Source organism: Paenibacillus jilunlii, assembly GCF_900102965.1.
GTDB lineage: Bacteria > Bacillota > Bacilli > Paenibacillales > Paenibacillaceae > Paenibacillus_AQ > Paenibacillus_AQ jilunlii.
Map to the genome: position 1 here is coordinate 49,719 of NZ_FNGM01000020.1, position 23,938 is coordinate 73,656.

A 23,938-nucleotide genomic window follows, 5' to 3' on the forward strand; every position below is an offset into this window, starting at 1 on the left:
AGCAGTTTCGGAGAGCGGAAAAGAATGGGCCGCACTTTACAGTTGCGTTACAAAAGCGGCTAATTCATTGACTTTGTAAGATCATAAACATACGATTAAACATATGAATTATATTTCCGGACTAATCTAGGAGGGGACCCTATGGATTTGGCAACCACGCATACCGGAACGCCGGTCTCCCGCATGCCCGATGAGCACAAACCAAGTGCTGCGCCCAAGCTTTCACTGCGGATGATTCGCGTTAAACATATTATTGTTGCTTTGCTGCTGTCCGTTTTTTTCTTTTTTGTCTTCTGCTTCATCGCACTGCACGGTTATATCGCCTGGGTGCTGTCCAACCCTACAGTGGCCCCGCTGTACTCCAATCCGTCACTGGCCAAAGGACTGGATTATGAGGATATCACCTTTCCGGCGCTGGACGGCAGCCGCATGATGCAGGGCTGGTACATCCCGTCCAAGGGCTCGGCCAAAACAATCGTGTTCAGCCACGGTTATGGCGCCAACCGCGAGGAAACCTGGGTCCCGATGTACGATCTGGCCCATTATGCGCACAGCCTTAATTTTAACGTAGTCATGTTTGACTACGGCTTCGCTTCCAAGACCAACAAGGATATCGCCACCGGCGGCAAAAAAGAATCCCAGCAGCTCCTTGGCGCCATTAAGTATGCCAAGGAGCAAGGAGCCAAAGAGATCGTGGTCTGGGGCTTCTCGATGGGGGCGGGTACCGCTCTGCAGGCGGGACTTGTCACCAAAGATGTCGATGCTATGATTCTCGACAGCACCTTCCTGCTTGAGCCGGATACGCTGTACCATAACATCAAGCAGAACATCGATCTGCCCCGCCAGCCCTCCCTGGAAATTATGGAATTGCTCTTTCCGGTGCTGAACGGCACAGGCTTGAACCAGATTCCTTATTCCAAGGTCAAGGCCGAGGATTACCCTTTCCCTACCCTCTTTCTGCACGGCACCAATGATGACAAGGCTCCTTACCCCATTGCCGAAGAACTAGCGGCTAATCAGAGCAACCCGTACTCGGATTCCTGGATCGTGAAGGACAGCCATCATGAACTGCTGTTCCGCGAGCATCCGCGCGAGTATCTGCGGCGCGTGTCCGCTTTTCTGGGCAATGTGCAGCTGGCCAAAGCCAAGTAGAACAGACGCGTATATCTCAAGTTCGTGTGGTAGCATTTAAGCAGGTTCTGAAACGGCTTAACCGCCTTGTTGGGAACCTGTTTTTTATATGCGCGGAAGCGGAAGCTGAATCTTAATCTAGCTTTTCATAAGGAATTTTAAGTAAGACTTGAGTTCCTTTTCCGGGAATACTGTGAATCGTCAGTCCATACTGTTCGCCGTACATTACAACTGCCCGGTCATTTACATTTTTTAGTCCGTAGCCTTTAGATTGAGATTTAAGCAAGAGAGCAAGCCGCTCCTGCTCCACTCCGATTCCATTGTCAGTGATCAGAAAAACTATACTTTGATCTTCTTTTTTACCTGAGAGATGTATGATTCCACCGCCGTCTTCCCGGTTTTCAATTCCATGAATGATCGCATTTTCGATTAAAGGCTGGAGCATTAAATTGGGCATACGGCAGGAAAGAATGGAATCATCAATCTGATAGTCGATCTCGAAACTGTTGCTGTGCATAATCAACTGGATATTAATATAGGACTGGACATTAAGAATTTCGTCCGAAACCAGTATAAGATTCTCCCCTTTATTAAGCGTAGTACGATAAAAGGTAGATAAAAGCTGTGCCATTTCACTAATATCCGTCGCATGGATCCGAAGTGCTCTCCAATTTATTAATGACAGGGAATTGTAGAGAAAATGAGGATTGATTTGCGCCTGCAGAGCTTTCATTTCGTATTCCTTGCGCGCGATTTCTCCCACATATACCGTATCAATCAGCGTCTTGGTTCTTCCCAGCATACTTCCAAACCCCCGGATCAGATCTCCAATTTCATCTTTAGAATCGCTAAAGACTTTAACCTCTAAATTCCCTTCTCCTATAAGTTTCATATTTTTGTGCAGGCGGTGGATAGGCAGCATAATCTTCCGGGAAAAGAGTGTGCCCGCCACAACGACTGCAGCGATGCAGGCGGCAATCATCAACAGGACGGTCAAAGCAATCCACCACGCGGATTTAGTGATCAGGCTTGTCGGCTTATACAAATATACTTTCCATCCTGTAATCGGGATCGAAGATTGCAGAACTGTGTAGTTCTTTCCACTCCAATGAAGCTCATCATCTGTCTTATCGGAAACGGGGATACCTGAATTTTTGCGGTCAGTGCCCGATGAGTAGATAGAATTTCCGTTGGAGTCCGTTATGAATATCTCTGCCCCATGAGATTCGAGCGGTTCAAACGTTGTAAATAGCGCATCATAGTCTACAAGTGCAAACAGAATGTTATCTTTGGGATTTTCTTGTTTCGTGCTGAGGATACGCCGGACACTATATACACTCTTCCCGCTGGAAAACCAAAGGACATCAACCGAATTCATTACAAGCGGATACCATGAGGCTTCTTTGATTTCATCGATAGGTCTTACTGTGTTACCATGTGGAGGCAGATTTGTTCCGGTATACAGGATGATTTGTTTTACCCCGGTGTTTAAGTACCGCGCTGTAAAAAAATTCTGATCGATTACGTTATTTAACTGGTCATACATTTCATACGCACTGGTATACGTGGTGTTGGAGGCATTCACAATCTCCTGGTTAAAGCTCAGAAAATTCATTACTTTATTGTAGACATCCAGCTGGTTGTTTACAGCCAGGACGCTTTGTTTTAATGTGGCATTCAGATCGGCTTTTGACTGCTGCACTAAGAGCGATCTGGTTTCTGAGAAGCAAAAACTTCCGAGAACAATAACAGGAATCATGCTGACCAGCAAAAATGAAAGCTTTATTTTAGTCTGAAATCTGAAGTCTCTGATTTTCTGTTTAAAGACCTTCCACGTTTGCATGCCGTTCCTCCCAAGCTGGGATTATTTCTGATTGTACTGCCGGAATTTCTCAGGCGTTTGCCCAAAAAAATCTCTAAAATTCTGACAAAAATAAGAAACGTTCTGAAACCCCACTGTATAGCAAATATCCGAAACCTTAAGATGTGTTTGCTGCAGCATGTCCTTCGCTATATTCATACGGACATTTTTAATATACTTGTTCAAGCCGCAGCCCGTATTTTTTTTGAAGATTGAGCTTAAATAATGGGGCGATAAATGGATCTTGGCAGCAAGAAGATCCAGGCTCAAATCCTCGCCATAATGATCCTCGATGTACTGCTTTACGGCGGCAATATCCCGGTTTAGAAATTCCGAACTGTTATACTCCTGGTCAAGTAGAGTAATTCCGGCCATTATAATCTCTTTTATTTCCTTTAATTCTTCTGACTTATATATTTTTTCGATTCCATGGCTCAATTCAATTTCAGATAGAGGGGCAGAATACGTCATAATTTCCTGATACAACGAGGAGAACATATACTTGACATATAATTGTGAGAATTGGGCCTGATTCGCATATTTTTGATACAAAAGATCTGTGTTTGCTCTAAGACTGAAAATGTCCCTTTCCTTCAAATTATTTCTGATGTGATCTAAAAGATCGCAATCTGATAACCCGGGGAGCCTGTCATTAGAGAAATAAAAATCTTTCTTCACTTCAAATACAAAATAATCCGGCGAGAAGAACCGGTATTCCATCAGTTGATCCAATTGAATCAAAGCAGCGGAAAGATCCTGCAGCATCGTGAATTCATCATTGATCGCGAGATAGCAGTGTACTTTATACTTATCTAGTATGCTATCATGCAAAAACGTGCCTAAATCACGGAAAGAACAGGGGGAACCTGCCGGCAGACGGGGAAATAACAGCAAGCTCTGACAGCCATTCAAATTCACATAATCAACAGGGTCCTCTAGTAAAGACAAGATAAACTCCTCAAACTCCGGTCCGGCATTTTCAAAAAAGTTCTTGTCAAATTCCAGCAAAAGCATTCCATGATAATGATTGGGAAGCTCAAATGAGATTTCCTTCATAGAAGGAGGTATCCCCAGGCCATTAACAAGATTAAACAGCACATGCTTTTTGACATACTCAAGTTTAATTTGCGAAGCGATGTTTTCCTGTTCCTGATCTGTGAGCTGAGCAATTACCTTTTGCATCGTATTCCGGAAAGCTTCAACATTGATCGGCTTGAGAAGATATTCAGAAACACCAAGGGAGATGGCGGTTTTTGCATATTCAAATTCAGCGAATCCGCTGAAAAGAATAACCTTTAATTTGGGGTTACGGTTTAAAGCTTCTGTTGTAAGCTGCAATCCATCCATTATGGGCATCCGGACATCCGTAAAGAGGATATCGACAGGATTCTGCTCCAGATACTCAAGCGCCTTCCGGCCGTTTTCGGCCGTCCCGATATGGAGGACAAACCCCAGTTCATGAATGAGAAATTCAATGCCTTCCCGTTCTTCCCTCTGGTCATCTGCTATTAGTATAGTTAACATCCCGGCCGCCCTCTCCATGCGCGTAATCCATTTGTTCCTATTCATGTATATTGTACCATGTTTTAATTGAGCTTTTCAGCAAGCAAAACGCTTTGCATCAAGTATGTTATTTATTTGTGTAAAACGTAATTTATTTGTATTTACGCTCAAAAGTAAAGGGTTCTACAATAAAGAAGCCAAATTAATTCTGGATTCCAAGCAAGCCGGCGCTTTGAATCCGTTATCTTAAGCACATTGACTCAACGTATCTATTAAGGGGGTTTTTGTATGTCATCCAAGCTCACAAAATCTTGCTCTATTTTATTGACAGCGCTTTTAGCCGTTTCAGTCGCAGGCTGCCAAAGTTCCAATAATTCCAATGATTCGGCTAAAAGCCCTGCGGCAAATTCCAATGATCCAGCGTGGAAGGAAGCCCAGACGACTCCTTATACCCCGTATCCTGAAACCGTTACCTACTCCATTGGACAGGTAGCCTCCAACTTCTCCGCGCTTGCGGGAACGCCGTATGAAAAGGATAATGCAACCGATAATGTGTGGACCAGATATTTCAAAGAAAAACTCAACGTGCAAAACAAAGTTGCATTTGAAGCAAATGACGGCACGGACTATAACCAAAAGGTTTCAATGGCCATTGTAGGCGGTACGATTCCTGATATCATGGTTGTTCCTGACCTCTCTACTCTGCAGCAGCTTTATGAAAACGATCTTATTGCGGATATGACAGATGCTTATAATCAATGTGCCAGCGACCAAATTAAGGAGATTTACGACTCCTATAAGGGCCGTGTGCTGGACACCGCAAGGTTCGACGGAAAACTGATGGCGCTGCCGACTACGGAAATTTCACACGGCCCGGGGGTGCTTTGGCTGCGCAAAGACTGGATGGATAAACTGGGACTTGCAGATCCCAAAACGATGGAGGATGTAGAGAACATCATCACCCAGTTCGTTGAAAAAGACCCTGGCGGCAATGGAGCGGGAAACACGGTCGGTCTTGTGGTCGACAATGAAAATACCGCTGGTGTTTCCGGCGGCCAGTATGAACTGAACAACATCTTTACGCTGTATGGCGCATTCCCGAAACAATGGATGGATGATGGAAGCGGCAAGGCAGTGTATGGTTCCGTGCAGCCCGAAATGAAGCCGGCCCTTGCAAAGCTGGCGGATATGTACAAAAAAGGCTTGATCGACCGGCAGTTTGCCGTACGCACAGCCGATGACCGGAAGGCGCTGCTTACCAGCGGAAAGAGCGGATCGTTCATGGACAATTGGTGGGGAAGCTGGACAGTAGCGGATTCAATTAAACTGAATCCAAAGGCCAAGTGGGCTTCTTATGTGGCTCCGCAGTCGGAGGATGGTTCTGTGACGATGTTCACCGGCAATCCTTCAAGCAGTTACCTTGTGGTCCGGAAAGGGTTCGAGCATCCGGAAGCCGCTATAAAAATCGCCAGCCTTCAGTTTGATTATCAGCGCTATCAGGAAAAAGATGAAGCGGTCTTAAAGAAATTTGAGGATTACGCCAGCCTTAACGTTGGGGGATCTCCGATTGCTATCAATATCGATTACTATGATGCATTTTACCGTAATGTCGGAATTATGGAAGAGGCGCTGAAAACAGGGGACAGCAGCAAACTGCTCACCAGCAACGATAGAAACGCCTATCGCTCCTACAAGAAGTATCTGGATAACGTAAAAAACGGGGAGAAACTGGATTCGAATGGATGGGCTGGTTATACTTCGAGCATCACGACGGCCAACCTGGTCAAGAATTCAAAGATCAAGGAAGTGAACCCTGTATTTTTTGGAACGACGCCTTCCATGGCACTGAAGTGGCCGACGCTTACGAAAATGGAGCTGGAAATGTTCCTGAAGATCATTACCGGAGAGCAATCTCCTGACGCTTTTGATAGCTTTGTCAGCAGTTGGAAAAAAACAGGCGGCGATACGATTACGGACGAAGTCAATAAAGAAATCACCTCCAAATGATAGAAAGAGATGATTCTAAATGAACAATAAAAAAGATCAGGCGGCGTTCCACCTTATGCTTGCACCAAGTATAATTTTCCTGATTATCTTCTCGTTTATCCCAATGTTCGGTATCGTGATGGCTTTCCAAAATTACATTCCCGCTAAAGGGATGAGCGGATCGGCGTGGGTGGGACTTGATAATTTCAAATTTATGTTTCAAATTCCCGACAGTAAGCAAATATTAATCAATACTATAGTCATTGCCTTGTGGAAAATTATAGTAGGTACTTTCGTTTCCATTGTGTTCGCCCTGCTGTTAAACGAAATCCGTGTACGATTTGTCAAAAAGTTCATGCAGACTGTTGTTTATCTGCCGAATTTTCTGTCATGGGCCGTACTGGCTACTGTCGTAATGAATATTTTTTCTTACGAAGGTCCGGTTAACGCATTTCTGGGATGGTTTGGCATTGATCCGGTTTTGTTTATGGCCAGTAACCACTGGTTCAGACCTATGCTGGTATTAACAGATGTCTGGAAAGGTTTCGGATATGGCTCTATCATCTATCTGGCCTCCCTGACGGCCATTGATCCGGGACTTTATGAAGCGTCATCCATTGACGGCGCCAACCGGTTTAAACAGCTGTGGTATGTCACGCTGCCCGGCCTGATGCCTACCATCCTGCTGGTTACCACTTTAAATCTGCCCAACGTGCTCAATGCCGGGTTTGACCAGATTTTCAATCTTTACAACCCGTTGGTTTACGCAACGTCCGATATTATTGACACCTATGTATACCGGGTGGGCCTGGTGCAGAGACAATACAGCCTGGGAACAGCGATAGGGCTCCTGCGGTCGGTTGTCGGAATTGTTCTCATCCTATCCGCCAATAAACTGGCACAGAAGCTTACTGATTACAGAATCTTCTGAACAAGGAGGTGTTATTCATTATCACTCATTCCATCAAAAGCCGAATTGCGGATACTATAATCTGGATATTTGTATTGGCTTTTACTTTATCCTGCCTTATACCCTTAATTAATCTGGTTGCCATTTCTTTCAGTGACAACGCGGCGGCTTCCGCAAATATGGTAAGTATTTTCCCGGTTAATTTTACGTTAAGCTCCTATGAAAAGTTGTTGTCGGACTCCCAGTTCTGGCGCTCCTTTATGATCTCGGTGGAACGGGTTGTCCTTGGTCTGATCGTCAATATGATGCTGATGATTCTTGCTGCTTATCCGTTATCCAAAAGCTCAAAGCAATTCCGCGCACAGAAGGTGTATATGAATATTGTAATTTTCGCCATGCTGTTTTCCGGTGGTCTCATTCCAACCTTTATGGTTGTCAAACAGCTTCATCTTCTGGATTCCATCTGGGCTTTGATTCTGCCGGGAGCTGTGCCGATTGCCAATGTCATTCTGCTGATGAATGCGTTCCGTGCCGTACCGAAATCTCTGGAAGAGGCCGCAACCATTGACGGGGCTTCGCAGTGGAGAATTCTCTCAACGATATATGTGCCTGTAGTGCTGCCTACACTTGCTACTGTATTGTTGTTTACGATTGTCGGACATTGGAATGATTACTTCAGCGCTTTGGTGTATATTAACAAGACATCCAATTATCCTTTGCAGACTTATATCCAGCAGCTTAGCGTGGACGTACAGAATATAACTGATCCTCAAAAGCTCATAGAATATTCCAAGATTTCGAACCGGACGCTGAATGCTGCCAAAATCGTTATCTCCACATTGCCATTACTCCTGATCTATCCTTTTATGCAAAAATACTTTGTTACAGGAATCGTGGTGGGTTCTGTTAAGGAGTAATGAATACAATTTTACTTTGGGAGGGTAAGCAATAGTGAACTTATCAACAAATACCGCTGAGCAAACATCCGGTATTCTGGATGAAATGAAGATATACGTTTCCCGCGAAGAGAATCGTGGAATTTCCTTTACCAATAAGGAGGCCGCTTATTATTATACTCAATCACATCTAAACGATCATGTGGAGCATGCTTATTTTGAGGGATTGAACATCTCGAAAAGCAGAATTTTTAGCGGTTACACTTTAATTGCAGATCAACGGAAACTGGATAATCAAGAAGCTGAAGTCTGTGTGTACCCCTATAAAATGGTGCGTAGGCATGCAAGTCTGACAGAAGAGCTGTGGATGTTTGACTATAAAAATGTGCTGGAGATCAGTCTCACCGGTGCCCAAAAAACCATTGGGATTGAATTGTTGGGAGAACAGCTGAACCCGCTGAGCCCACGGGACGGCATCGCTTTTTTCAAGTCAATAGAAGGCGGATGGGTTATTGCTGTAGGTGCAGCAAGCAGCCAGCCGGTGGAAGTTAAGAACCATATCGTTTATTCCGGAGCCAACGCCGGAGGCTTTTATATCGCCGTGGGCAAAACGGCTGCCGAAGCGGCAGATATGATTCATGATACGAGACGGGATGTCATCCCTATGAAGCACGAACGAATGAAGCGTATGGAGGATTTTTTGCAGAAGAATGTATACATCGCCAGCAGCAGTGATTCGCTCGCCTTGTCTTTGAATTGGTTAAACATAACGATGGACCAGTTGGTGACCAGACAGCAAGGCGACGGGATCTATGCCGGCCTCCCCTGGTTTAATGAATATTGGGGAAGAGACCAATTCATCGCGCTTCCGGGAGCCGTACTGGTAACCGGGCAATTCGAAACGGCTAAGAATATATTGCTTTCCTTTGCGAAATTTCAGAACACCGATGCGGCTTCCAAATACTTCGGCAGGGTGCCCAATATTCTTGCCTTAAAAAATGTAGACTATCATACAACCGACGGAACACCGCGGTTTATCATCCAGTTACAGGATTATGTTAAATATTCGGGGGATACGGCGATCATCACAGAGCTTTATCCGGCGGTACAAAACAGTATAGAAGGCTCTATTAAGCATTGGGTGGACGATAGAGGCTACCTTATGCATGATGATAACGAAACCTGGATGGATGCCCGGGATGCCAATCTGGCGTCCTACTCTCCCAGAGACACCCGGGCCAATGACATTCAAGCGCTTTGGTACAGCCAGCTCCAGGCCGGGGTATACTTCGCTGAGTACATGGACGACAGCGGCAGCGCAAAGAAATGGAGCCATATCGCCGACAAACTCAAAAGAAACTTTGCAGCGGATTTCAGGGATCAGGCGCACCCCTATCTGGCTGACCGGCTGAACTCGGAGGATGAGCCGGAATTCTCCCTGCGGCCAAACCAATTGTTTGCCTTGGACATGATTGAAGATGATTCCTTCAAATGTGAAGTGATCCGGACAGCATGGGAAAAGCTCGTATATCCATGGGGAGTTGCTTCATTGGAGCAAAAACATCCGTTTTTCCATCCATTTCACTTAACCAGCCTTTACCATAAAGATGAAGCTTACCACAATGGTACGGTCTGGCTCTGGTTAAACGGTATAGCCATGCAGCGTATGATCGAGGCCGGGCAGGAAGAAACTGCTTATCAACTTTTCAAGAATATGAACTGGCAAGCGCTGAACCTGGGGGTAGTCGGGGGACTGAGCGAGAATATGGATGCTTATCCGCAGGAAGGCCAGCGCTGGGCCAAACTTACGGGAGCATACCTGCAAGCGTGGTCCAATGCCGAGCAGCTGCGTGTGTGGTATCAATATTTCCTGGGGTTCCGGCCGGATATGATTAATCAGACGCTTACGCTTGCGCCCCGGATTCCCGGGGAGATCGGGGATTTACAGGCCCGCGTTAAGATTGGAAGTGGTACCATTGACTTAACCTATACAGCTGCAGCTGCAACAGAACAAACGTATCTTTACGGGTTTAAGGGAATCGGACTCACGGCAGTTATTGATATATCTCCTTTTAAGGTCCTGCAAATTGAAGTGGAGAATGATTGCGAACTGAAAATCACCCGGACAGAACTTGAATTGACGGCTACCCTTAGCGATAAAGCCGGCATTACTGCCAAAGAGATTATAGTGTCCCGGCTGCCGCTGCGTGAAGAACAGCAATTGAATGTAAATCAAGTGTTTAAGAATGTTAAGTTTGCAGAGCCAATGGATTTGGAGAATCACTCTGTTATGAAGCGCTAAGAATTCGATATGGAAAACATAAGCCGCTGTTCCCGTACATAGAATGAACTGTTGAAGATCTATGACGGGAGGATTGCAGGTATGCCGGATTTATACGGGCAAGCGCTGCCCGCGCGTATTCTCGAAGAAATTGCATTCTGGAAAAAACAGGAGCAGGAGCATACGGAAGTCATCAAGGGGGTTGTACCTCAGCTAGAGAAGCCTTTTGTGAAGCTGCTGGACGAATGGGCTGTTGTTTTTGAGGCCACCGGAGCAGCAACACGCCAGCTGATGGAGGCTTCCCGCGCCTCCAGCCCCGCAGAGCTGGCCGCTGGAACAGAACAGCTTCTCCAGGTGGCCTGCTCCCAGTCCCGCGAGTTTATCCGGCAGCAGCATGCCCTGATGGAGGGAAGCGCTGCTGTAAAAGCCCAGCCGCTGGCTGGAACTGTGCTGCTGCATATCATCCGGGAGTCAGAGTATGTCGAGGCTCTTCTGAACACCCTGTCCGTACCCGGTATTGCTCCCGGATGGACGCGGGAATCAGCAGCACCGCTGCCGGAAAGGTCTGAGGGACTTTATGACAGGGACGGCGAGGCCGGATATGAACCGCCGGCTTCAATTGCTTCTCCGCTCTCCGGACACCGGGAGCCCGGAACGGTTCCGATAGGAGGCCATACTCTGCCGCCCCTTCCCTACGCCTATAATGCGCTGGAGCCCTACATCGACGAAAAAACAATGCGCATTCATCATGACAAGCATCATCAAAGCTACGTAGACGGGCTGAACAAAGCGGAGAACAAGCTGGCCGAAGCCCGGAAAACCAAGGATTTTGATCTGGTAAAGCATTGGGAGCGGGAGCTTGCCTTCAACGGGGCCGGCCATTATCTGCATACCATCTTCTGGAACGTCATGTCCCCACAGGGCGGGGGCCGTCCGACAGGCGCGCTGCTGGATGCCATAGAGCACAGCTTCGGCAGCTACGATGCCTTTAAGGAACAGTTCACGGAAGCAGCCAACAAGGTGGAAGGCGGGGGCTGGGCGATTCTGGTCTGGAGTCCCCGCAGCCGCCGGCTGGAAATCCTGACAGCGGAGAAGCATCAAAATCTCTCCCAATGGGATGCCGTTCCCCTGCTGGCTCTCGATGTATGGGAACACGCATATTATCTTAAGCATCAGAATAACCGCGCGGATTACATCAAGGACTGGTGGAAGGTTGTACATTGGCCTTATGTCTCCGAGCGCTTCAATGCCGCCCGGAAGCTGGTCTGGCAGCCCTTCTGACAGCGGGGGCAGCAGCCTTTCCGGCAGGCAAAGTTAAAGAGCCCTTCCGTCACTTCACAGTGCCGGAAGGGCTCTTTACCGTATACAGAAACGGGGCAAGCCCCTGTCTTCTATTCTTTGATTAAGGCCAGAAACTCCGCCCGTGCAGCAGCATCCTCACGGAAAGTCCCACGCGTTGCCATGGTTACCGTCTTGCTGCCGGGCTTCTTCACCCCGCGGGCACACATGCACAGGTGTTCTCCTTCCACAACAACCATCACACCATGAGGATTCAGGACCTCTGTCATAATATCGGCAATCTGCGCCGTAATGCGTTCCTGCACCTGCAGGCGCCGGCTGACAGCCTCCACAAGGCGGGCCAGCTTGCTAAGCCCGGCAATCCGTCCGCTGGGAATATATCCGATATGCACTTTGCCAAAGAAAGGGGCCATGTGATGCTCGCACTGGCTATAATAGACAATATCCTTTACGATCACCAGCTCTTCGTGAGACTCATCAAAGGTCACACCAAGCGCCTCACGGGGATCAACCGAATACCCGCCGAAGATCTCCTCGTACATCCGTGTAACTCTGGCCGGTGTTTCCAGCAGCCCTTCACGGCCGGGATCCTCCCCGATTAATTCCAGTATTTTCTCCACATGGTACTCGATTTGTTCCCGGTTTGCAGCAACCTTGCCGTTCATATAATCCTTGACGCCCCCCATGAAGCCTCCCCCTTCCGTACCCGTATCTATTTCCGTTTATCCGGGACCGGTTACTTGCCTTTGCGGCCTTGTCTTTTTCCTGCCGCTGGTGCGCGTCCCGGCTGATTGCCGTTCTTCATCATCTGCTGGGCACGCTGCATCTGTTTGCTGTTCAGGTTATAACCCATCTGTTTCGCTACCTTCTGCAGCATTTCCGGATCATTCTGCATCGTTGTCATTTGTCTCCGCAGATAATACACTCCAATGAAGAATCCGCCGATCAGACCTACGACAAGCGTTATAATTGGCAAAGCAATGTTCATCTAAAGTCCACCTCTGTACTTGAGTTGTCTGCAATGCCGCTGTAGGCACGCGAATCTATCATAGCATTTCAAGAACTGGACAGCAATTGGCAAATGAAGTGGGTTAGCCTTCCCGTTCAAGCAGCTTGTCCTGTGCCCGCTCCAGCATTTCCCGGACGGCAGCATCCTCTTCCTTGTGCAGCGCCAGCTTCACAGCCGCCAGTGCTTCTGCGCCTCCTATGCGTCCGAGCGCCCAGGCTGCACTTCCCCGCAGCTCCGGACGGGTTTCCTTCAGCATAATCTCCGTCAGCTTCGGCACAGCCCCGGCCTCCTTGAAATTGCCAAGCGCGATCACCGCGTTGCGCTGAATCGGCTTCTTGCCCCGCCAGGCTGCAGAGCTGCTGCCGAACTGCTCCTTGAACTCACGGTTGCTGAGCTCAAGAATCGGCAGCAGCAGCGGCTTGACGACCTCCGGATCAGGCAGCAGCTCCGGGCGGTGATTCCAATTCTTCCCCCGGTTCTTCGGGCAGACAATCTGGCAGGTGTCGCAGCCGTACAGCCGGTTGCCGATCTTGGTCATGTATTCATCACTCAGCAAGCCCTTCGTCTGGGTCAGATAAGAAATACAGGCCTGGGCATTCAGCTGTCCGGGACCTACGAGTGCACCTGTAGGGCAGGCGTCGATACACTTCGTACAGCTCCCGCAGCCCTCCTCCACAGGTGTATCCGGCGGAAAGGGAATATTCGTTACCATCTCCCCGAGATAAATCCATGAGCCCCATTTAGGAGAAATAATGCTGCAGTTTTTGGCACTGAAGCCAATGCCTGCCCGCTCTGCAACCGCCCTGTCGACCAGCACTCCCGTATCCACCATGCTCTCCAGCTCCGCTCCCGGCACCCGCTCGCGGATAAAAGCTTCAAGCTTCGCCAATGCCTCACGCAGCACATGATGATAATCCCGTCCCCATGAGGCCCGTGACAGGATGCCGCGGCGTGCGCCAGGCTCCGACTTCGGCGGGTTCTCCATTTTGGAGGGATAGGCTACAGCGATGGCGATAATTGACTGCGGCTGCCCGCCGGACTGCAGGGCGGGGATGGTCCGCTTATCAAGATCCGGCTCCTCGAAGCCGGAATCATAACCGTTGTCGCGGTGCTCCTGAAGTATATTTTTTAAATATAAAAACGGCTCCGCAGTCGCGAATCCGATATCATCAATACCGATTTCCGGTGCGGCAGCCTTAATTTCAGCCTTAAGGCCTTCCCATTTCGAAGGCGGGGGAGCATAAAATGTCTGGATGTTATTGTTCATTACCGCCTTCTCCTTCACTTATAGTGCATTTGCTTTGCTAAGAGGCCACCAGATATACGCAGCCTTACCGACAATACGGTTCTGCGGGACAGCGCCAAAATACCGGCTGTCCTTGCTCGCCCCGGCATGCCGGTTGTCACCCATTACAAAATAGGTTCCCTTTCCAACGGTAAGCTCGGCAAAATCCGGGTCTTGAATTTCCGTGTCCACATAGGACTCGGCGATAAGCCTGCCGTTCACGTACAGCTTGTGGTTCCGCACCTCAATCCTGTCGCCGGGTATTCCGATGATCCGTTTCACCAAATATTCCTTGCGGTCCGGACCGGTGCTAGGGTCATGCAGAACAACCACATCACTCCGCTTGGGACTGGCAAAGGTTAAGGATATCTTGCTAATAATCAACTTTTCACCCTCAAACAGCGTGGGCTGCATGGACTGGCCTATAACCGTTGAGACATTGAACACAAAAATATTGAGCAGCGACATCAAGGCAAATACAACAGCAGCAGTAACCAGCCAATCCCGGAGATCGCGAACCCAGCCTGTTCCTGATAAGGAGCCGGTTCTCCGGTGTGTAACGGACCGGTATCTGTGCTTGCGGCTCCGCATGAAATCTTCTTCAAGCTCCCGGTTCATAGGCCACCTTCTTGCTTTTCATTGGTCATTCAAGTCCCATAACAATAGAAAAGCATATCTCCCGGCCATTTGCAATGGACTTGGGAAGATATGCTTCAGTATAATGAATCAGACTATGCAAGCACGCATTCAATACTAAAAGTATGTACACTCTTAATACTTATAATCATTGCAGGCGTACAATTGCAGTAGTTCTCTATTCTAGAAAATGTTTCCGCTTACGCAGCACCGGAATCAAAACACTTATCCGACAATGCTAAGCTTCCTTACCGACTTGAAGATTTGATTCTCGTTATAACCCATAGCTTCATAGAGCGGCAGCGCAAATGAATTATGCTCGTCGACGGCTACATAAATACCGCTGACCTTGCGTGCCTGAAACTTATGTTCCATCGCCGATACAAGACCTCTGCCGATTCCTCTGCGGCGGTATTCGGGATGGATGGCAATGCGGAAATAACAGCCGTGATTCTTCTCGATCGTACCAATCAGCGCACCAACAATCTCCCCTTCATCCTCGGCTACAACAATGAGATCAGAGTCCCATGAAAGCTGCCTGGAGAAAGGCTCGATAGTGCTCTCGAAACATTCTTCCGATAATGCGGTCTGCAGCAGTTCAGTCACAGGGGTAACGTCGCTTAATTGAAAGGAACGAACGTGCATTCTTTAAATCTCCCTTTTCTATGGCTTAGAATTTAACAAAAGAAGGAGTTCCCGTAACGGCGTTGAGAGGAAAAAAGAAAAGCAAATGGATGTCTTCCGAAGAAGCCGCCGAATCCATTTCGGGTAAGCTGCTTTTCTGGCGGCTAAAGAAGTATTAACCTAATGTTAAACAGTTTATAGCTTCTTTAAACTCCAAAAAACGAGGAATACCTGCTTTTAAGTCTATTAAAGCATACTTTTCTAGCGATATCATCAATTTTCTTTTGAAAGCGCTTGATATTAAGCGTTTACATAGTATTGTATACCATTAATCCTATAATAAGGGAATTATAGCACTGTAAACAACTGCAGGCGGCGGCCTTTTCGATTTTAACACAGCATTAACACTTGCAGTCAGGTTTCAAAGCTCTGTTACTTTTTAAACTTTTGTGTTTGTTTAGTGTTGCATTATTGTTCCAGATACGGTTTAATAATAGTATCTTATCGGGTACATAACCTATAAGGTACATCGGAAATAAGGGGTTTTGACGTCAAGACCGCCAAAATTCTTTATCCATACAAATTCCAATACACTCAGGAGGGATTTTTCCATGGCATTTCAATTACCGGCACTTCCGTATCCGAACAACGCTCTTGAACCGCACATCGACGCATTGACGATGGAGATTCACCATGACAGGCACCATAACACATACGTGACGAACCTGAACGCCGCTCTGGAAAAGGCACCCGAACTGCAAGGCAAGAGTATCGAAGAGCTTCTTACCAACCTGAATGCAGTACCTGAAGCGATCCGCACTGCTGTCCGCAACAACGGCGGCGGACATGCCAACCATACCCTGTTCTGGGAAGTTATCGGACCGAACGGCGGCGGTGCACCAACCGGCGCACTGGCAGCTGCAATTGACAGCGAGCTTGGCGGCTTCGATAAATTCAAAGAAGATTTCGCTACGGCGGCAACTACCCGTTTCGGCAGCGGCTGGGCCTGGCTCGTTGTTAAAGACGGCAAGCTGGCGGTTACCAGCACACCGAACCAGGACAACCCGATCAGCGAAGGCGCTACTCCGATCCTCGGACTCGATGTATGGGAGCACGCTTACTACCTGAACTATCAAAACAAACGCCCTGACTACATCAAAGCCTTCTGGAACGTAGTCAACTGGGAAGAAGTCGGCAAACGCTACGAAAGCGCAAAATAAGCTTCTGCAGCATAAATCAGCTGCATGAAACAGAACAAAACGGCTACACCGTCCAATAATAGACGGGGTAGCCGTTTTGGATTTTAGTCTAGCCTTGCCTGGAGCGCCCTTTACGGATCCTGCGGCAAGCCTTAAGTGGAAAAAGTGAACTTAATTCCTGTTCATTCCGCTTCTCCACAAGCATTAGGTGGAAAAAGGATACCTAATCTGGCCACTTTCTGCTTTTTCGGGTAAATCCGCTTAATTTAAGTCTACTTTTTCCCACTATTCCCTCTGCCAAAAGCTTCTGTATCCATTTAAGTTCCCTAATTCCACTTCGCTTCTTTCCTGCAGCTCACGCACGATCCTGCCCTTTTGTTTGCTGATCCCAGGCTCCGCCTGCAGAGCAATCACTGTAAGCGTACCTTGTACAATCTGAGAGAAATCATCCATTTTGTTCATCGAAGTAGCTGTTCAGCAGCTTCAAAAAAACATTTGGAAAGGCATAGTTAGCCATATCCTCACGATTGATCCACCGGAGCGCCCCGCCATCCTCGGGATTGCCGTTGCCGTCCGCGAACGGCTCTATGGCGCCGCCGTCGCCAGCTAACCATCCGGAAGAAGTACCTCCGGCGCTGAACAAGTCGGGCGTGCCGCTGCCGGGTGATAACGCAGCGGAACTGTCCGCGGCGGCGTTCAAGGCCGGCGCAGTCTTGTCAGCGGCAGACCGCTCTTCGCCGCTGATTCTGGCAGCGGCAGACTGCCCTGCGCCGCTGATTCTGGCGGCGGCAGACTGCCCTATGCCGCTGATGCCGGTCGCGGCCGAGCCCTGAGGCCCGCCTGCACCGGCTGGCCGGCCGGCCTCCCCGGTACCCGGGGACTGCCCGGCGGCATACGCCGCCCGCCCTTCCGCCGCCAAAGGCAGCGCGCGGACGTCCTCTTCCCTGCAGCGGTACACCTGCAGGGTCCACACAATATGGCTGAACGTATGTTCCGCAGCCATCCAGTGCTCTTCCGGCCGGGCAGAAATCCCGGCCTGCCTCAGGGACCGGCGCAGCCGGTCCAGCGCTGCGGCCTCCGGCAGCAGCGCGCCGCCCCCGCCGCCCTCCACAGGCGGCGCAGGCCAGTGCGGCAGCTCCCACATGCGGGCTAGAAGCCCGCTTACTGGCCGCTGCCGGATGAGCACCCGGCCCGCGTGCTCGCCGCGGCCCTCCACCAGGGCCGCCAGCCGCTCCTCCGGGCGCGGCGGCTTCGCCTTGGTCTTGACGGGCAGCGAGGTCTCGCAGCCCGCCAGCCGCGCGGCGCAGTGCTCCATCACCGGGCACGGAAGGCAGCGTGGTGATTTCGGCGTGCAGACGAGGGCGCCCAGCTCCATCAGCGCCTGATTGAAATGCGAAGCTTCTCCTTCCGGGATCAGCTCCGCGGCCAGCCGTTCCATCGCAACACGGGTAGGTCCCTTGGCGATATCATCCTCAATGAGGAAGTAGCGGGACAGCACCCGCATCACATTGCCGTCTACCGCCGGTTCCGGCCGGTTGAAGGCAATGCTGAGGATGGCGCCCGCTGTGTAAGGACCCACCCCCTTGAGGCCAAACACGGCGTCACGGTCATTGGGCACCTGTCCGCCATATTGCTCTTTCACCTGCTTGGCTGCATGCTGCAGGTTCCGGGCCCGGGAATAGTAGCCCAGTCCCTCCCAGCACTTCAGCACCTCCTCCTCCGGGGCGTCGGCCAGCGATTCCACCGTAGGAAAACGTTCAATAAAACGGTTAAAATAAGGAATTACCGTATCCACTCTGGTCTGCTGCAGCATAATCTCCGATATCCAGATGTAATAAGGATTGCGGTGGCGCCGCCAGGGCAAATCCCTTTTCTGGCCTTGATACCATTCCAGCAGGAAGCGGCTGAAGAATAACTTGGCTTCCTGCTGTGTTTCACTCTGCTGTTCATGTATTGTCATCGTTATTCTCCTTGCCGTCCATATAATCTCTTGCACCGGTACAATTAAGCTGACTTCTATATAGAGCGAACTTAAGTTCTTTACATTAGGGTTAGTCGTGACTACGGAGAATGTCTGGGCTTCCAGCCGCTGCCCATGCATTTGATTATTACCGCTCTTTGCGGTGGAAATCCGCAGACTGCCTATGCTGAAGATAGCGAGCTTTCGCTCCTCCAGTTTCAAGCTTCCCCTCCATCCCTTTTCCCTATTGTTCGTTACTTAAATTCGCTTTATATAGATTACCGCGTTTATGTCTCAGGTGGGGTCTTAGCGTCCGTGCAGCCTCTCCACCACCGCGAACGCCGATGCCAAACCGCGGCTGTGCGTAATGGTGAGATGAATGGTATACTCCTGCTCCGGCAGCCGCAACCGGGACCAGGCCTCAGCCGAGAGTGAGGCTACCGGCTTGCCCAAGGCGTCCGGCAGAATTTCGATATCCTGAAAGCCTACCGTATGGCCGATTCCGCATCCGAACGCCTTAACTACCGCCTCCTTGGCCGAAAACCGCCCGGCTATGAACTCCGCTGCCTTTCCGCCCTTGCCTGCGGCCAGTACCAGCTCCGGCCCGGTCAGAATCCGCCGGGTAAACCGGCTGCCCAGGCTGCCATTCGCAATACCCGCGATCCTCCCGATTTCCAGCACATCATGTCCGATTCCGTAAATCAAAATTCCACACCTCTCATGCCTGTACATTCATTGACTCTCATATTCCCTTCTATCCTTACCGCACTTCTAATGGTATGATCTTCCTATGGGCGCCAGAAATCTCATATAACAGAGGAAGTCCGCCTGCCTCTTTACCATGAACTATATAAACTGAACTTTTAATTTTTGTATTTAGGACGGGTTGTGACTCCAGAGAATGTTTGGACTTCCGGCCGCTGCCATATCCAGATTTCTTCATTCTTACCTCTTTTAGAGGATAAAATCCGGATACAAAGGCGAACGCTAACGCTCCTACAGTTCCAAACTTCTCCTCCGCCACTTTCCCTCTTATTCTTAATTTCCCCTGTTCAATTTATATATTAATAATAGTTTTAAAGTCAGCTTTCTGCTATCTTAAAAGAAAAAACCGCAAAAGTCTATTTATGGGTATATCCGGTATATTTCAGTCTTCAGTTTAGAACCGGATTTGAACACAGCCCCGGCTGTGGATACTAGAATATCAAGGAAAGGGAGACTGCCCTATGCCCCGTAATTTCGAATTGCCCGCAGGAGAAGATACTGTCCTGCGTTGTTCACATTTTCCAGCCCAAGGCGAAGCCAGAAGCCTGATTGTGGTCGCTCACGGGTACAAGGGCTTCAAGGATTGGGGAATGTTCCCTTATACTGCAGAGGCGCTTAGTGATGAGCATGAAGTGATCAGCTTCAACTTCTCACATGCCGGAATCGGCGAAGATTTGCAGAATTTCACCGAGCTTGAAAAGTTTGCCCGCAACACCTACCAGCGTGAAATCAGGGATATGGAGATCCTGCTCTCCTATCTGAGCCAGCACCACAGATTCGGAAGTCTGCCTGTCTTTCTGCTGGGACACAGCCGCGGAGGGGGCGACTGTCTGCTCTATGCTCTGGATCATCCTGCAGAAATTGCCGGCGTGATCTCCTGGAACGGGATCACCAATCTGGACCTGTTCACAGAAGAACAGAAGCGTGAAATGAGGGAAAAGGGCCGGACCCATGTCCTCAACGGACGGACAGGCCAGCAAATGCCGCTGGATGCCATCATTATAGAAGATCTGGAGCAGCAAGCGGAACGCTACAACCTGTTGGAACGGATGAAGCAGGCCAGCTTCCCTGCAGTCCTGATCCAGGGGAGTGAGGACGGCGAGCGGCTGCGGCGCGGATCAGAGCAATTAATCCGGTTTCGGCCGGATATTGAATGGATACAAATTCCGGGCGGCAATCACACCTTCGGTGCCGTTCATCCTTTTACCGGAACCACACCACAGTTGGAACAGGCCATTGCAGCTTCCAGGGATTTCATCACCCGGATTTTGGCGGGGTAGCTGTTATCATGAAAAACCGCCGGAGCGTCTGCATTAAACGCAGCTCCCCGGCGGTTGGGCAACACATTTTTAGATCCCGGGAATCACATTGCGCTTATGCGCGGTTCTCCGGTAGAAATTCTCCAGTTTCTTCGCCGCTTCAGGGCTGACGGTTTTGCCCTCCAGGTAATCGCTGTTCTCCTCATAGGTGATGCCAAGCTCCGCTTCATCCGTCTGCCCAGGCCACAGGCCAGCTGTCGGCGCTTTGGTGACAATATCCGCAGGCACTCCGAGGAATGCAGCCAACTGGCGCACCTGGCGCTTATTCAGCGAAGACAGCGGTGTAATATCCACGGCACCATCCCCCCATTTGGTATAGAAGCCGGTTATAGCTTCAGAAGCATGATCTGTTCCCACTACCAGCAGATTGTTCTCAAAAGCGAGCGCATACTGCATTACCATGCGTGTTCTTGCCTTTACATTGCCTTTACCCTGATGGGTGATGTGGCGGTGCTGTCCAAGCGATTTCAGGCTGTGTTCCACCTCAAGGGCGATCTCGTTGACCGCTTCCTCGATGTTGGTCTCTACCTTATGCGTTAATCCAAACGCCTCAGCTACCGCATAGCTGTGCGCAATATCCTCCTGTTCGCCATAAGGCTGAAAAACACCAAGCGTTATATAGTCTTTGCCTTCCCCGGCTGTAAGCTCGTCCGTAGCCCGTTTGCACAGACCCGCGGCAACCGCACTGTCTACTCCTCCGCTGATTGCAATCAGCAGACCGCCCGCCCCTGCTTCCAGCACATATGCTTTCAAAAAATCCACCCGTTTCCGGACCTCTGCCTCCACATCAATGGAGGGCTTAACACCAAGGGCGGCAATAATTTCGTTCTGCATACTCAAGTGCGTACACCCCGTTTCACAGTATATCTGCGTTTATTCTACTTATAAAAAATCCCGCAGACATCCGGACTTCCGGCAGCCTGCGGGACTCAAGTAAAGACCAGCCTTATTTTATTGGCACAGGCGGTTGAATACATCCTTCAGCTCAGCCGCGATTTCGGCAGCTGAACGGTCTTCGACCCCATGGCGTTCGATGAAGTGAACAAGCTCTCCATCCTTCATCAGCGCGATCGAAGGCGAAGAAGGCGGATACGGTGCAAAGTACTCACGCGCTTTAGCTGTAGCTTCTTTCTCTTGACCGGCGAACACGGTATACAGGTGATCCGGCAGAATCTCATTCTGCAGCGCCTGGGCCACGCCCGGACGGCATTGACCGGCTGCACAGCCGCAGACCGAATTCACAACAACAAGCGTTGTTCCCTTGGAGTCAGGAAGAACTGCTTCCACCTCTTCTGGAGTCAACAGCTCCTTAAATCCGATGCTTGTCAGATCATCGCGCATCGGCTGGATGGAATCCTTCATATATTGATTAAATGACATGGACATTCTGTGCACTCTCCTTTATCCTTCTATATTTGTCAGACCACGTTGCAGCAGGATTTACTAACTTTATTATACATACATACTCTGTGAAAGCAAGCGGCAGCAGCTCCATTTTCCGTAATCAGGAACACTATAGCTGTGAGGGGAAATCAGAGCGCTCCTTGGTGGCGGCAGCCTGCTGCCTGCCCTCCTGCCCGTAAGGAAAAGAAACGATAAACGCCGTACCTTTCCCCTCCTGGGATTCTACTCTGATGCTGCCCTGATGCCGCTCAGCAATGCTCAGACACAGCGGAAGGCCCAGGCCCGTACCTTGGTTTTTTGTGGTGTAAAAAGGTACAAACAGCTTCTCCAGCTGGCTCTGCGGAATACCGCTGCCTGTATCCTGTATAATCAGTTCCACCTTATTCTCGGTAAAACGCGTCTCCAGAAGCAGTTCCCCTTTAGGTTCCATCGCTTCCATCCCGTTTCGGGCCAGATTAAGAATCAGCTGCTTGATTTCCCTGGGGTTGAGCTGAAGCAGCGGAAGGGATGGACATAATCTCAGCTCCACGCTTTGGCCGCGGAGATTCGCGTCGGCCCAGAGAAGCGGGGCGAGTTCTTTTATAATATGATGCAGCTGAACAGGCTCCTTGTCAGAAATCCGGCTCTGCGCAAGGGAGAGAAAGTCATTAATAATATCGTTGGCCCGGTCCAGTTCCTCTATGACAATCTGATAGTATGAGTCCATTTCCCCGGGGCTTTTCTCCCGCATAAGCTGCAGAAATCCGCGTACCACGGCCATAGGATTGCGGATTTCATGTGTAATTCCCGCTGCCATCTGGCCGACCAGGGTTAGCCGCTCTACATTGTCCAGTTCGCTGCGGAACTTTTCTTCTTCGGTAAGGTCCTGGACAGTCAAAACCCGGCCAGCTGATCCTCCTCCCACTCCATGGTGCAGAGGCGCTGAGAATACATTGTAGGTTCTGGAGTCATACTGTACTTTCTCGTTATACCGTTGTTTGCTGAACCCGCTTTCTCTCATACGCTTTAGGGCCTCCCCGTTAACCTCTTGGAGGAGCAGCCGTTCTACCTGCTGGCCTACAATAGCCTCCCTTGTAATGTTCGGCTCATGCTGCCGGAAGAGGTTCAGCATACAATCATTAAGCTCCGTTACATACCCCATATCGTCAAGTAGCATAATACTGACAGGGACTACATTGGTGATCTGCTGCAGCTTCTCCGATTCCCGTTCGAATTTCTCAGAAATCCCTTTCATTTTCTCCTGAGTCTGCAGCCTGTCCCAAGCGGTTTCGATAAAGTATAACAAGCCGCCTCCCAAGATAACCGGAACAAGCAGGTAGAACAATGCCACTGCCATTTCTTTGGACGAAGTATCGTACAGGCTGGGGCCATACATTTTTGGCGCAAGGACAATAAACATCATGCTCGGGAACAGAACACTCCAGAGGATGAAAATTTTGCCCATAACTTTTTCGCTCTTAAAAGGCTTCGCCATGCCAAACAGCAGCGGATACAGCAGCACGCCTGTGTTCAGCACCAGATTGCTGAGGCCGGGAGGCTCCGAGAATAATACAGTGCACAGTATAAAAAAAACAGCCAGGCTGACCCCCGAGCGGAAGCCGGCATACAGGATGCCGATATAAGCGGGTATCATCGCTAAATTCAGATAGATTGCATCAAACAGGGTTGTGGACAGAACCATGCAGAATACAATGCTTAGGGCACAACTGATTATTAAAAAGGATTGGTCATCCAGGAACCTTTCGTTCCTTCGCACGATATAACCTTGATCAATCCACCATTGAAACATACACAGAAAGGAGCAAGCCGCTGTAATTTGCAATAAAATATCCTTTACCGCATAAATAATTGAAATCACTCCCCTAATTGG

General features: G+C 49.5%; 19 protein-coding genes and 1 pseudogene. 8 read left to right on the plus strand and 12 right to left on the minus strand.

Annotated features, from left to right (window positions below; all coding sequences use genetic code 11):
* The first annotated feature begins 183 nt into the window (after positions 1–183).
* Positions 184–1,152 carry an alpha/beta hydrolase gene (locus BLQ82_RS25710; protein WP_143013554.1) on the plus strand — a complete coding sequence of 323 codons (969 nt, stop codon included), beginning with the start codon at positions 184–186 and terminating at the stop codon, positions 1,150–1,152.
* Between the two features lie 112 nt (positions 1,153–1,264).
* Here the strand turns inward: BLQ82_RS25710 and BLQ82_RS25715 are convergent, their stop codons facing one another.
* Positions 1,265–2,974 (minus strand): sensor histidine kinase, encoded by a 1,710-nt coding sequence (locus BLQ82_RS25715; RefSeq protein ID WP_062522452.1) that lies wholly within the window; start codon positions 2,972–2,974, stop codon positions 1,265–1,267.
* A 21-nt stretch (positions 2,975–2,995) separates the two neighbouring features.
* On the minus strand, positions 2,996–4,516 hold the full coding sequence (locus BLQ82_RS25720) for a response regulator transcription factor (RefSeq protein WP_062522450.1): 1,521 nt from the start codon (positions 4,514–4,516) through the stop codon (positions 2,996–2,998).
* Positions 4,517–4,783: 267 nt separating this feature from the next.
* On the opposite strand from BLQ82_RS25720, the gene BLQ82_RS25725 reads away from it, so the two are divergent.
* From BLQ82_RS25725 to BLQ82_RS25745, 5 genes are all read left to right on the plus strand, one after another.
* Positions 4,784–6,502, plus strand: a complete 1,719-nt coding sequence (locus tag BLQ82_RS25725) for a type 2 periplasmic-binding domain-containing protein (protein WP_062522448.1) — start codon at positions 4,784–4,786, stop codon at positions 6,500–6,502.
* 19 nt (positions 6,503–6,521) lie between these two features.
* The gene (locus BLQ82_RS25730; protein WP_062522446.1) at positions 6,522–7,412 is read left to right on the plus strand and encodes an ABC transporter permease; all 891 of its coding nucleotides are present in this window, start codon (positions 6,522–6,524) and stop codon (positions 7,410–7,412) included.
* Positions 7,413–7,432: 20 nt separating this feature from the next.
* Entirely contained in the window at positions 7,433–8,308 is an 876-nt protein-coding gene (locus BLQ82_RS25735) for a carbohydrate ABC transporter permease (RefSeq protein ID WP_167529904.1), read from the plus strand.
* Between the two features lie 34 nt (positions 8,309–8,342).
* A complete protein-coding gene (locus tag BLQ82_RS25740) occupies positions 8,343–10,589 on the plus strand; it encodes an amylo-alpha-1,6-glucosidase (protein WP_062522444.1) in 2,247 nt (748 codons plus the stop codon).
* An 81-nt stretch (positions 10,590–10,670) separates the two neighbouring features.
* Positions 10,671–11,849 (plus strand): Fe-Mn family superoxide dismutase, encoded by a 1,179-nt coding sequence (locus tag BLQ82_RS25745; RefSeq protein WP_062522442.1) that lies wholly within the window; start codon positions 10,671–10,673, stop codon positions 11,847–11,849.
* A gap of 110 nt (positions 11,850–11,959) precedes the next feature.
* On the opposite strand, the gene folE is transcribed toward BLQ82_RS25745, so the two are convergent.
* The 5 genes and pseudogenes from folE to BLQ82_RS25770 all read right to left on the minus strand — a co-directional run bounded on the left by folE (position 11,960) and on the right by BLQ82_RS25770 (position 15,442).
* A complete protein-coding gene (gene folE, locus BLQ82_RS25750; RefSeq protein WP_062522441.1) occupies positions 11,960–12,553 on the minus strand; it encodes a GTP cyclohydrolase I FolE in 594 nt (197 codons plus the stop codon).
* A gap of 50 nt (positions 12,554–12,603) precedes the next feature.
* On the minus strand, positions 12,604–12,855 hold the full coding sequence (locus BLQ82_RS25755; RefSeq protein WP_062522440.1) for a YneF family protein: 252 nt from the start codon (positions 12,853–12,855) through the stop codon (positions 12,604–12,606).
* Between the two features lie 121 nt (positions 12,856–12,976).
* A pseudogene (queG, locus tag BLQ82_RS25760) lies at positions 12,977–14,143 on the minus strand (tRNA epoxyqueuosine(34) reductase QueG); the annotation flags it as partial.
* An 18-nt stretch (positions 14,144–14,161) separates the two neighbouring features.
* Positions 14,162–14,779 (minus strand): signal peptidase I, encoded by a 618-nt coding sequence (gene lepB / locus BLQ82_RS25765; RefSeq protein WP_062522438.1) that lies wholly within the window; start codon positions 14,777–14,779, stop codon positions 14,162–14,164.
* Between the two features lie 243 nt (positions 14,780–15,022).
* Positions 15,023–15,442 (minus strand): GNAT family N-acetyltransferase, encoded by a 420-nt coding sequence (locus BLQ82_RS25770; protein WP_062522436.1) that lies wholly within the window; start codon positions 15,440–15,442, stop codon positions 15,023–15,025.
* A 590-nt stretch (positions 15,443–16,032) separates the two neighbouring features.
* On the opposite strand from BLQ82_RS25770, the gene BLQ82_RS25775 reads away from it, so the two are divergent.
* Positions 16,033–16,641, plus strand: coding sequence for a superoxide dismutase (locus tag BLQ82_RS25775; RefSeq protein ID WP_062522435.1), 609 nt, complete (start codon positions 16,033–16,035; stop codon positions 16,639–16,641).
* A 424-nt stretch (positions 16,642–17,065) separates the two neighbouring features.
* Here the strand turns inward: BLQ82_RS25775 and mutY are convergent, their stop codons facing one another.
* Together mutY and acpS are read right to left on the minus strand one after the other, a co-directional pair.
* Positions 17,066–18,580: an A/G-specific adenine glycosylase gene (gene mutY / locus BLQ82_RS25780; protein ID WP_062522535.1), complete on the minus strand. Its 1,515-nt coding sequence runs from the start codon at positions 18,578–18,580 to the stop codon at positions 17,066–17,068.
* A 306-nt stretch (positions 18,581–18,886) separates the two neighbouring features.
* The gene (gene acpS / locus BLQ82_RS25785) at positions 18,887–19,285 is read right to left on the minus strand and encodes a holo-ACP synthase (RefSeq protein WP_062522433.1); all 399 of its coding nucleotides are present in this window, start codon (positions 19,283–19,285) and stop codon (positions 18,887–18,889) included.
* Between the two features lie 521 nt (positions 19,286–19,806).
* On the opposite strand from acpS, the gene BLQ82_RS25795 reads away from it, so the two are divergent.
* Positions 19,807–20,625 (plus strand): alpha/beta hydrolase family protein, encoded by an 819-nt coding sequence (locus BLQ82_RS25795; RefSeq protein ID WP_062522429.1) that lies wholly within the window; start codon positions 19,807–19,809, stop codon positions 20,623–20,625.
* Between the two features lie 69 nt (positions 20,626–20,694).
* On the opposite strand, the gene nadE is transcribed toward BLQ82_RS25795, so the two are convergent.
* From nadE to BLQ82_RS25810, 3 genes are all read right to left on the minus strand, one after another.
* Positions 20,695–21,504, minus strand: coding sequence for an ammonia-dependent NAD(+) synthetase (gene nadE, locus BLQ82_RS25800; protein ID WP_062522428.1), 810 nt, complete (start codon positions 21,502–21,504; stop codon positions 20,695–20,697).
* A gap of 111 nt (positions 21,505–21,615) precedes the next feature.
* Complete coding sequence (locus BLQ82_RS25805) at positions 21,616–22,050, minus strand: BrxA/BrxB family bacilliredoxin (RefSeq protein ID WP_025705636.1); 435 nt, start codon at positions 22,048–22,050, stop codon at positions 21,616–21,618.
* A 127-nt stretch (positions 22,051–22,177) separates the two neighbouring features.
* On the minus strand, positions 22,178–23,926 hold the full coding sequence (locus BLQ82_RS25810) for a two-component system sensor histidine kinase NtrB (protein WP_062522426.1): 1,749 nt from the start codon (positions 23,924–23,926) through the stop codon (positions 22,178–22,180).
* Positions 23,927–23,938: the final 12 nt, after the last annotated feature.

Coding starts and splice junctions, on each gene's coding strand:
- BLQ82_RS25710 (WP_143013554.1), top strand. CDS start 184: ATGCCCGATGAGCACAAACCAAGTGCTGCGCCCAAGCTTTCACTGCGG.
- BLQ82_RS25715 (WP_062522452.1), bottom strand. CDS start 2,974: ATGCAAACGTGGAAGGTCTTTAAACAGAAAATCAGAGACTTCAGATTT.
- BLQ82_RS25720 (WP_062522450.1), bottom strand. CDS start 4,516: ATGTTAACTATACTAATAGCAGATGACCAGAGGGAAGAACGGGAAGGC.
- BLQ82_RS25725 (WP_062522448.1), top strand. CDS start 4,784: ATGTCATCCAAGCTCACAAAATCTTGCTCTATTTTATTGACAGCGCTT.
- BLQ82_RS25730 (WP_062522446.1), top strand. CDS start 6,522: ATGAACAATAAAAAAGATCAGGCGGCGTTCCACCTTATGCTTGCACCA.
- BLQ82_RS25745 (WP_062522442.1), top strand. CDS start 10,671: ATGCCGGATTTATACGGGCAAGCGCTGCCCGCGCGTATTCTCGAAGAA.
- folE (WP_062522441.1), bottom strand. CDS start 12,553: ATGGGGGGCGTCAAGGATTATATGAACGGCAAGGTTGCTGCAAACCGG.
- BLQ82_RS25755 (WP_062522440.1), bottom strand. CDS start 12,855: ATGAACATTGCTTTGCCAATTATAACGCTTGTCGTAGGTCTGATCGGC.
- lepB (WP_062522438.1), bottom strand. CDS start 14,779: ATGAACCGGGAGCTTGAAGAAGATTTCATGCGGAGCCGCAAGCACAGA.
- BLQ82_RS25770 (WP_062522436.1), bottom strand. CDS start 15,442: ATGCACGTTCGTTCCTTTCAATTAAGCGACGTTACCCCTGTGACTGAA.
- BLQ82_RS25775 (WP_062522435.1), top strand. CDS start 16,033: ATGGCATTTCAATTACCGGCACTTCCGTATCCGAACAACGCTCTTGAA.
- mutY (WP_062522535.1), bottom strand. CDS start 18,580: ATGACAATACATGAACAGCAGAGTGAAACACAGCAGGAAGCCAAGTTA.
- BLQ82_RS25795 (WP_062522429.1), top strand. CDS start 19,807: ATGCCCCGTAATTTCGAATTGCCCGCAGGAGAAGATACTGTCCTGCGT.
- BLQ82_RS25805 (WP_025705636.1), bottom strand. CDS start 22,050: ATGTCCATGTCATTTAATCAATATATGAAGGATTCCATCCAGCCGATG.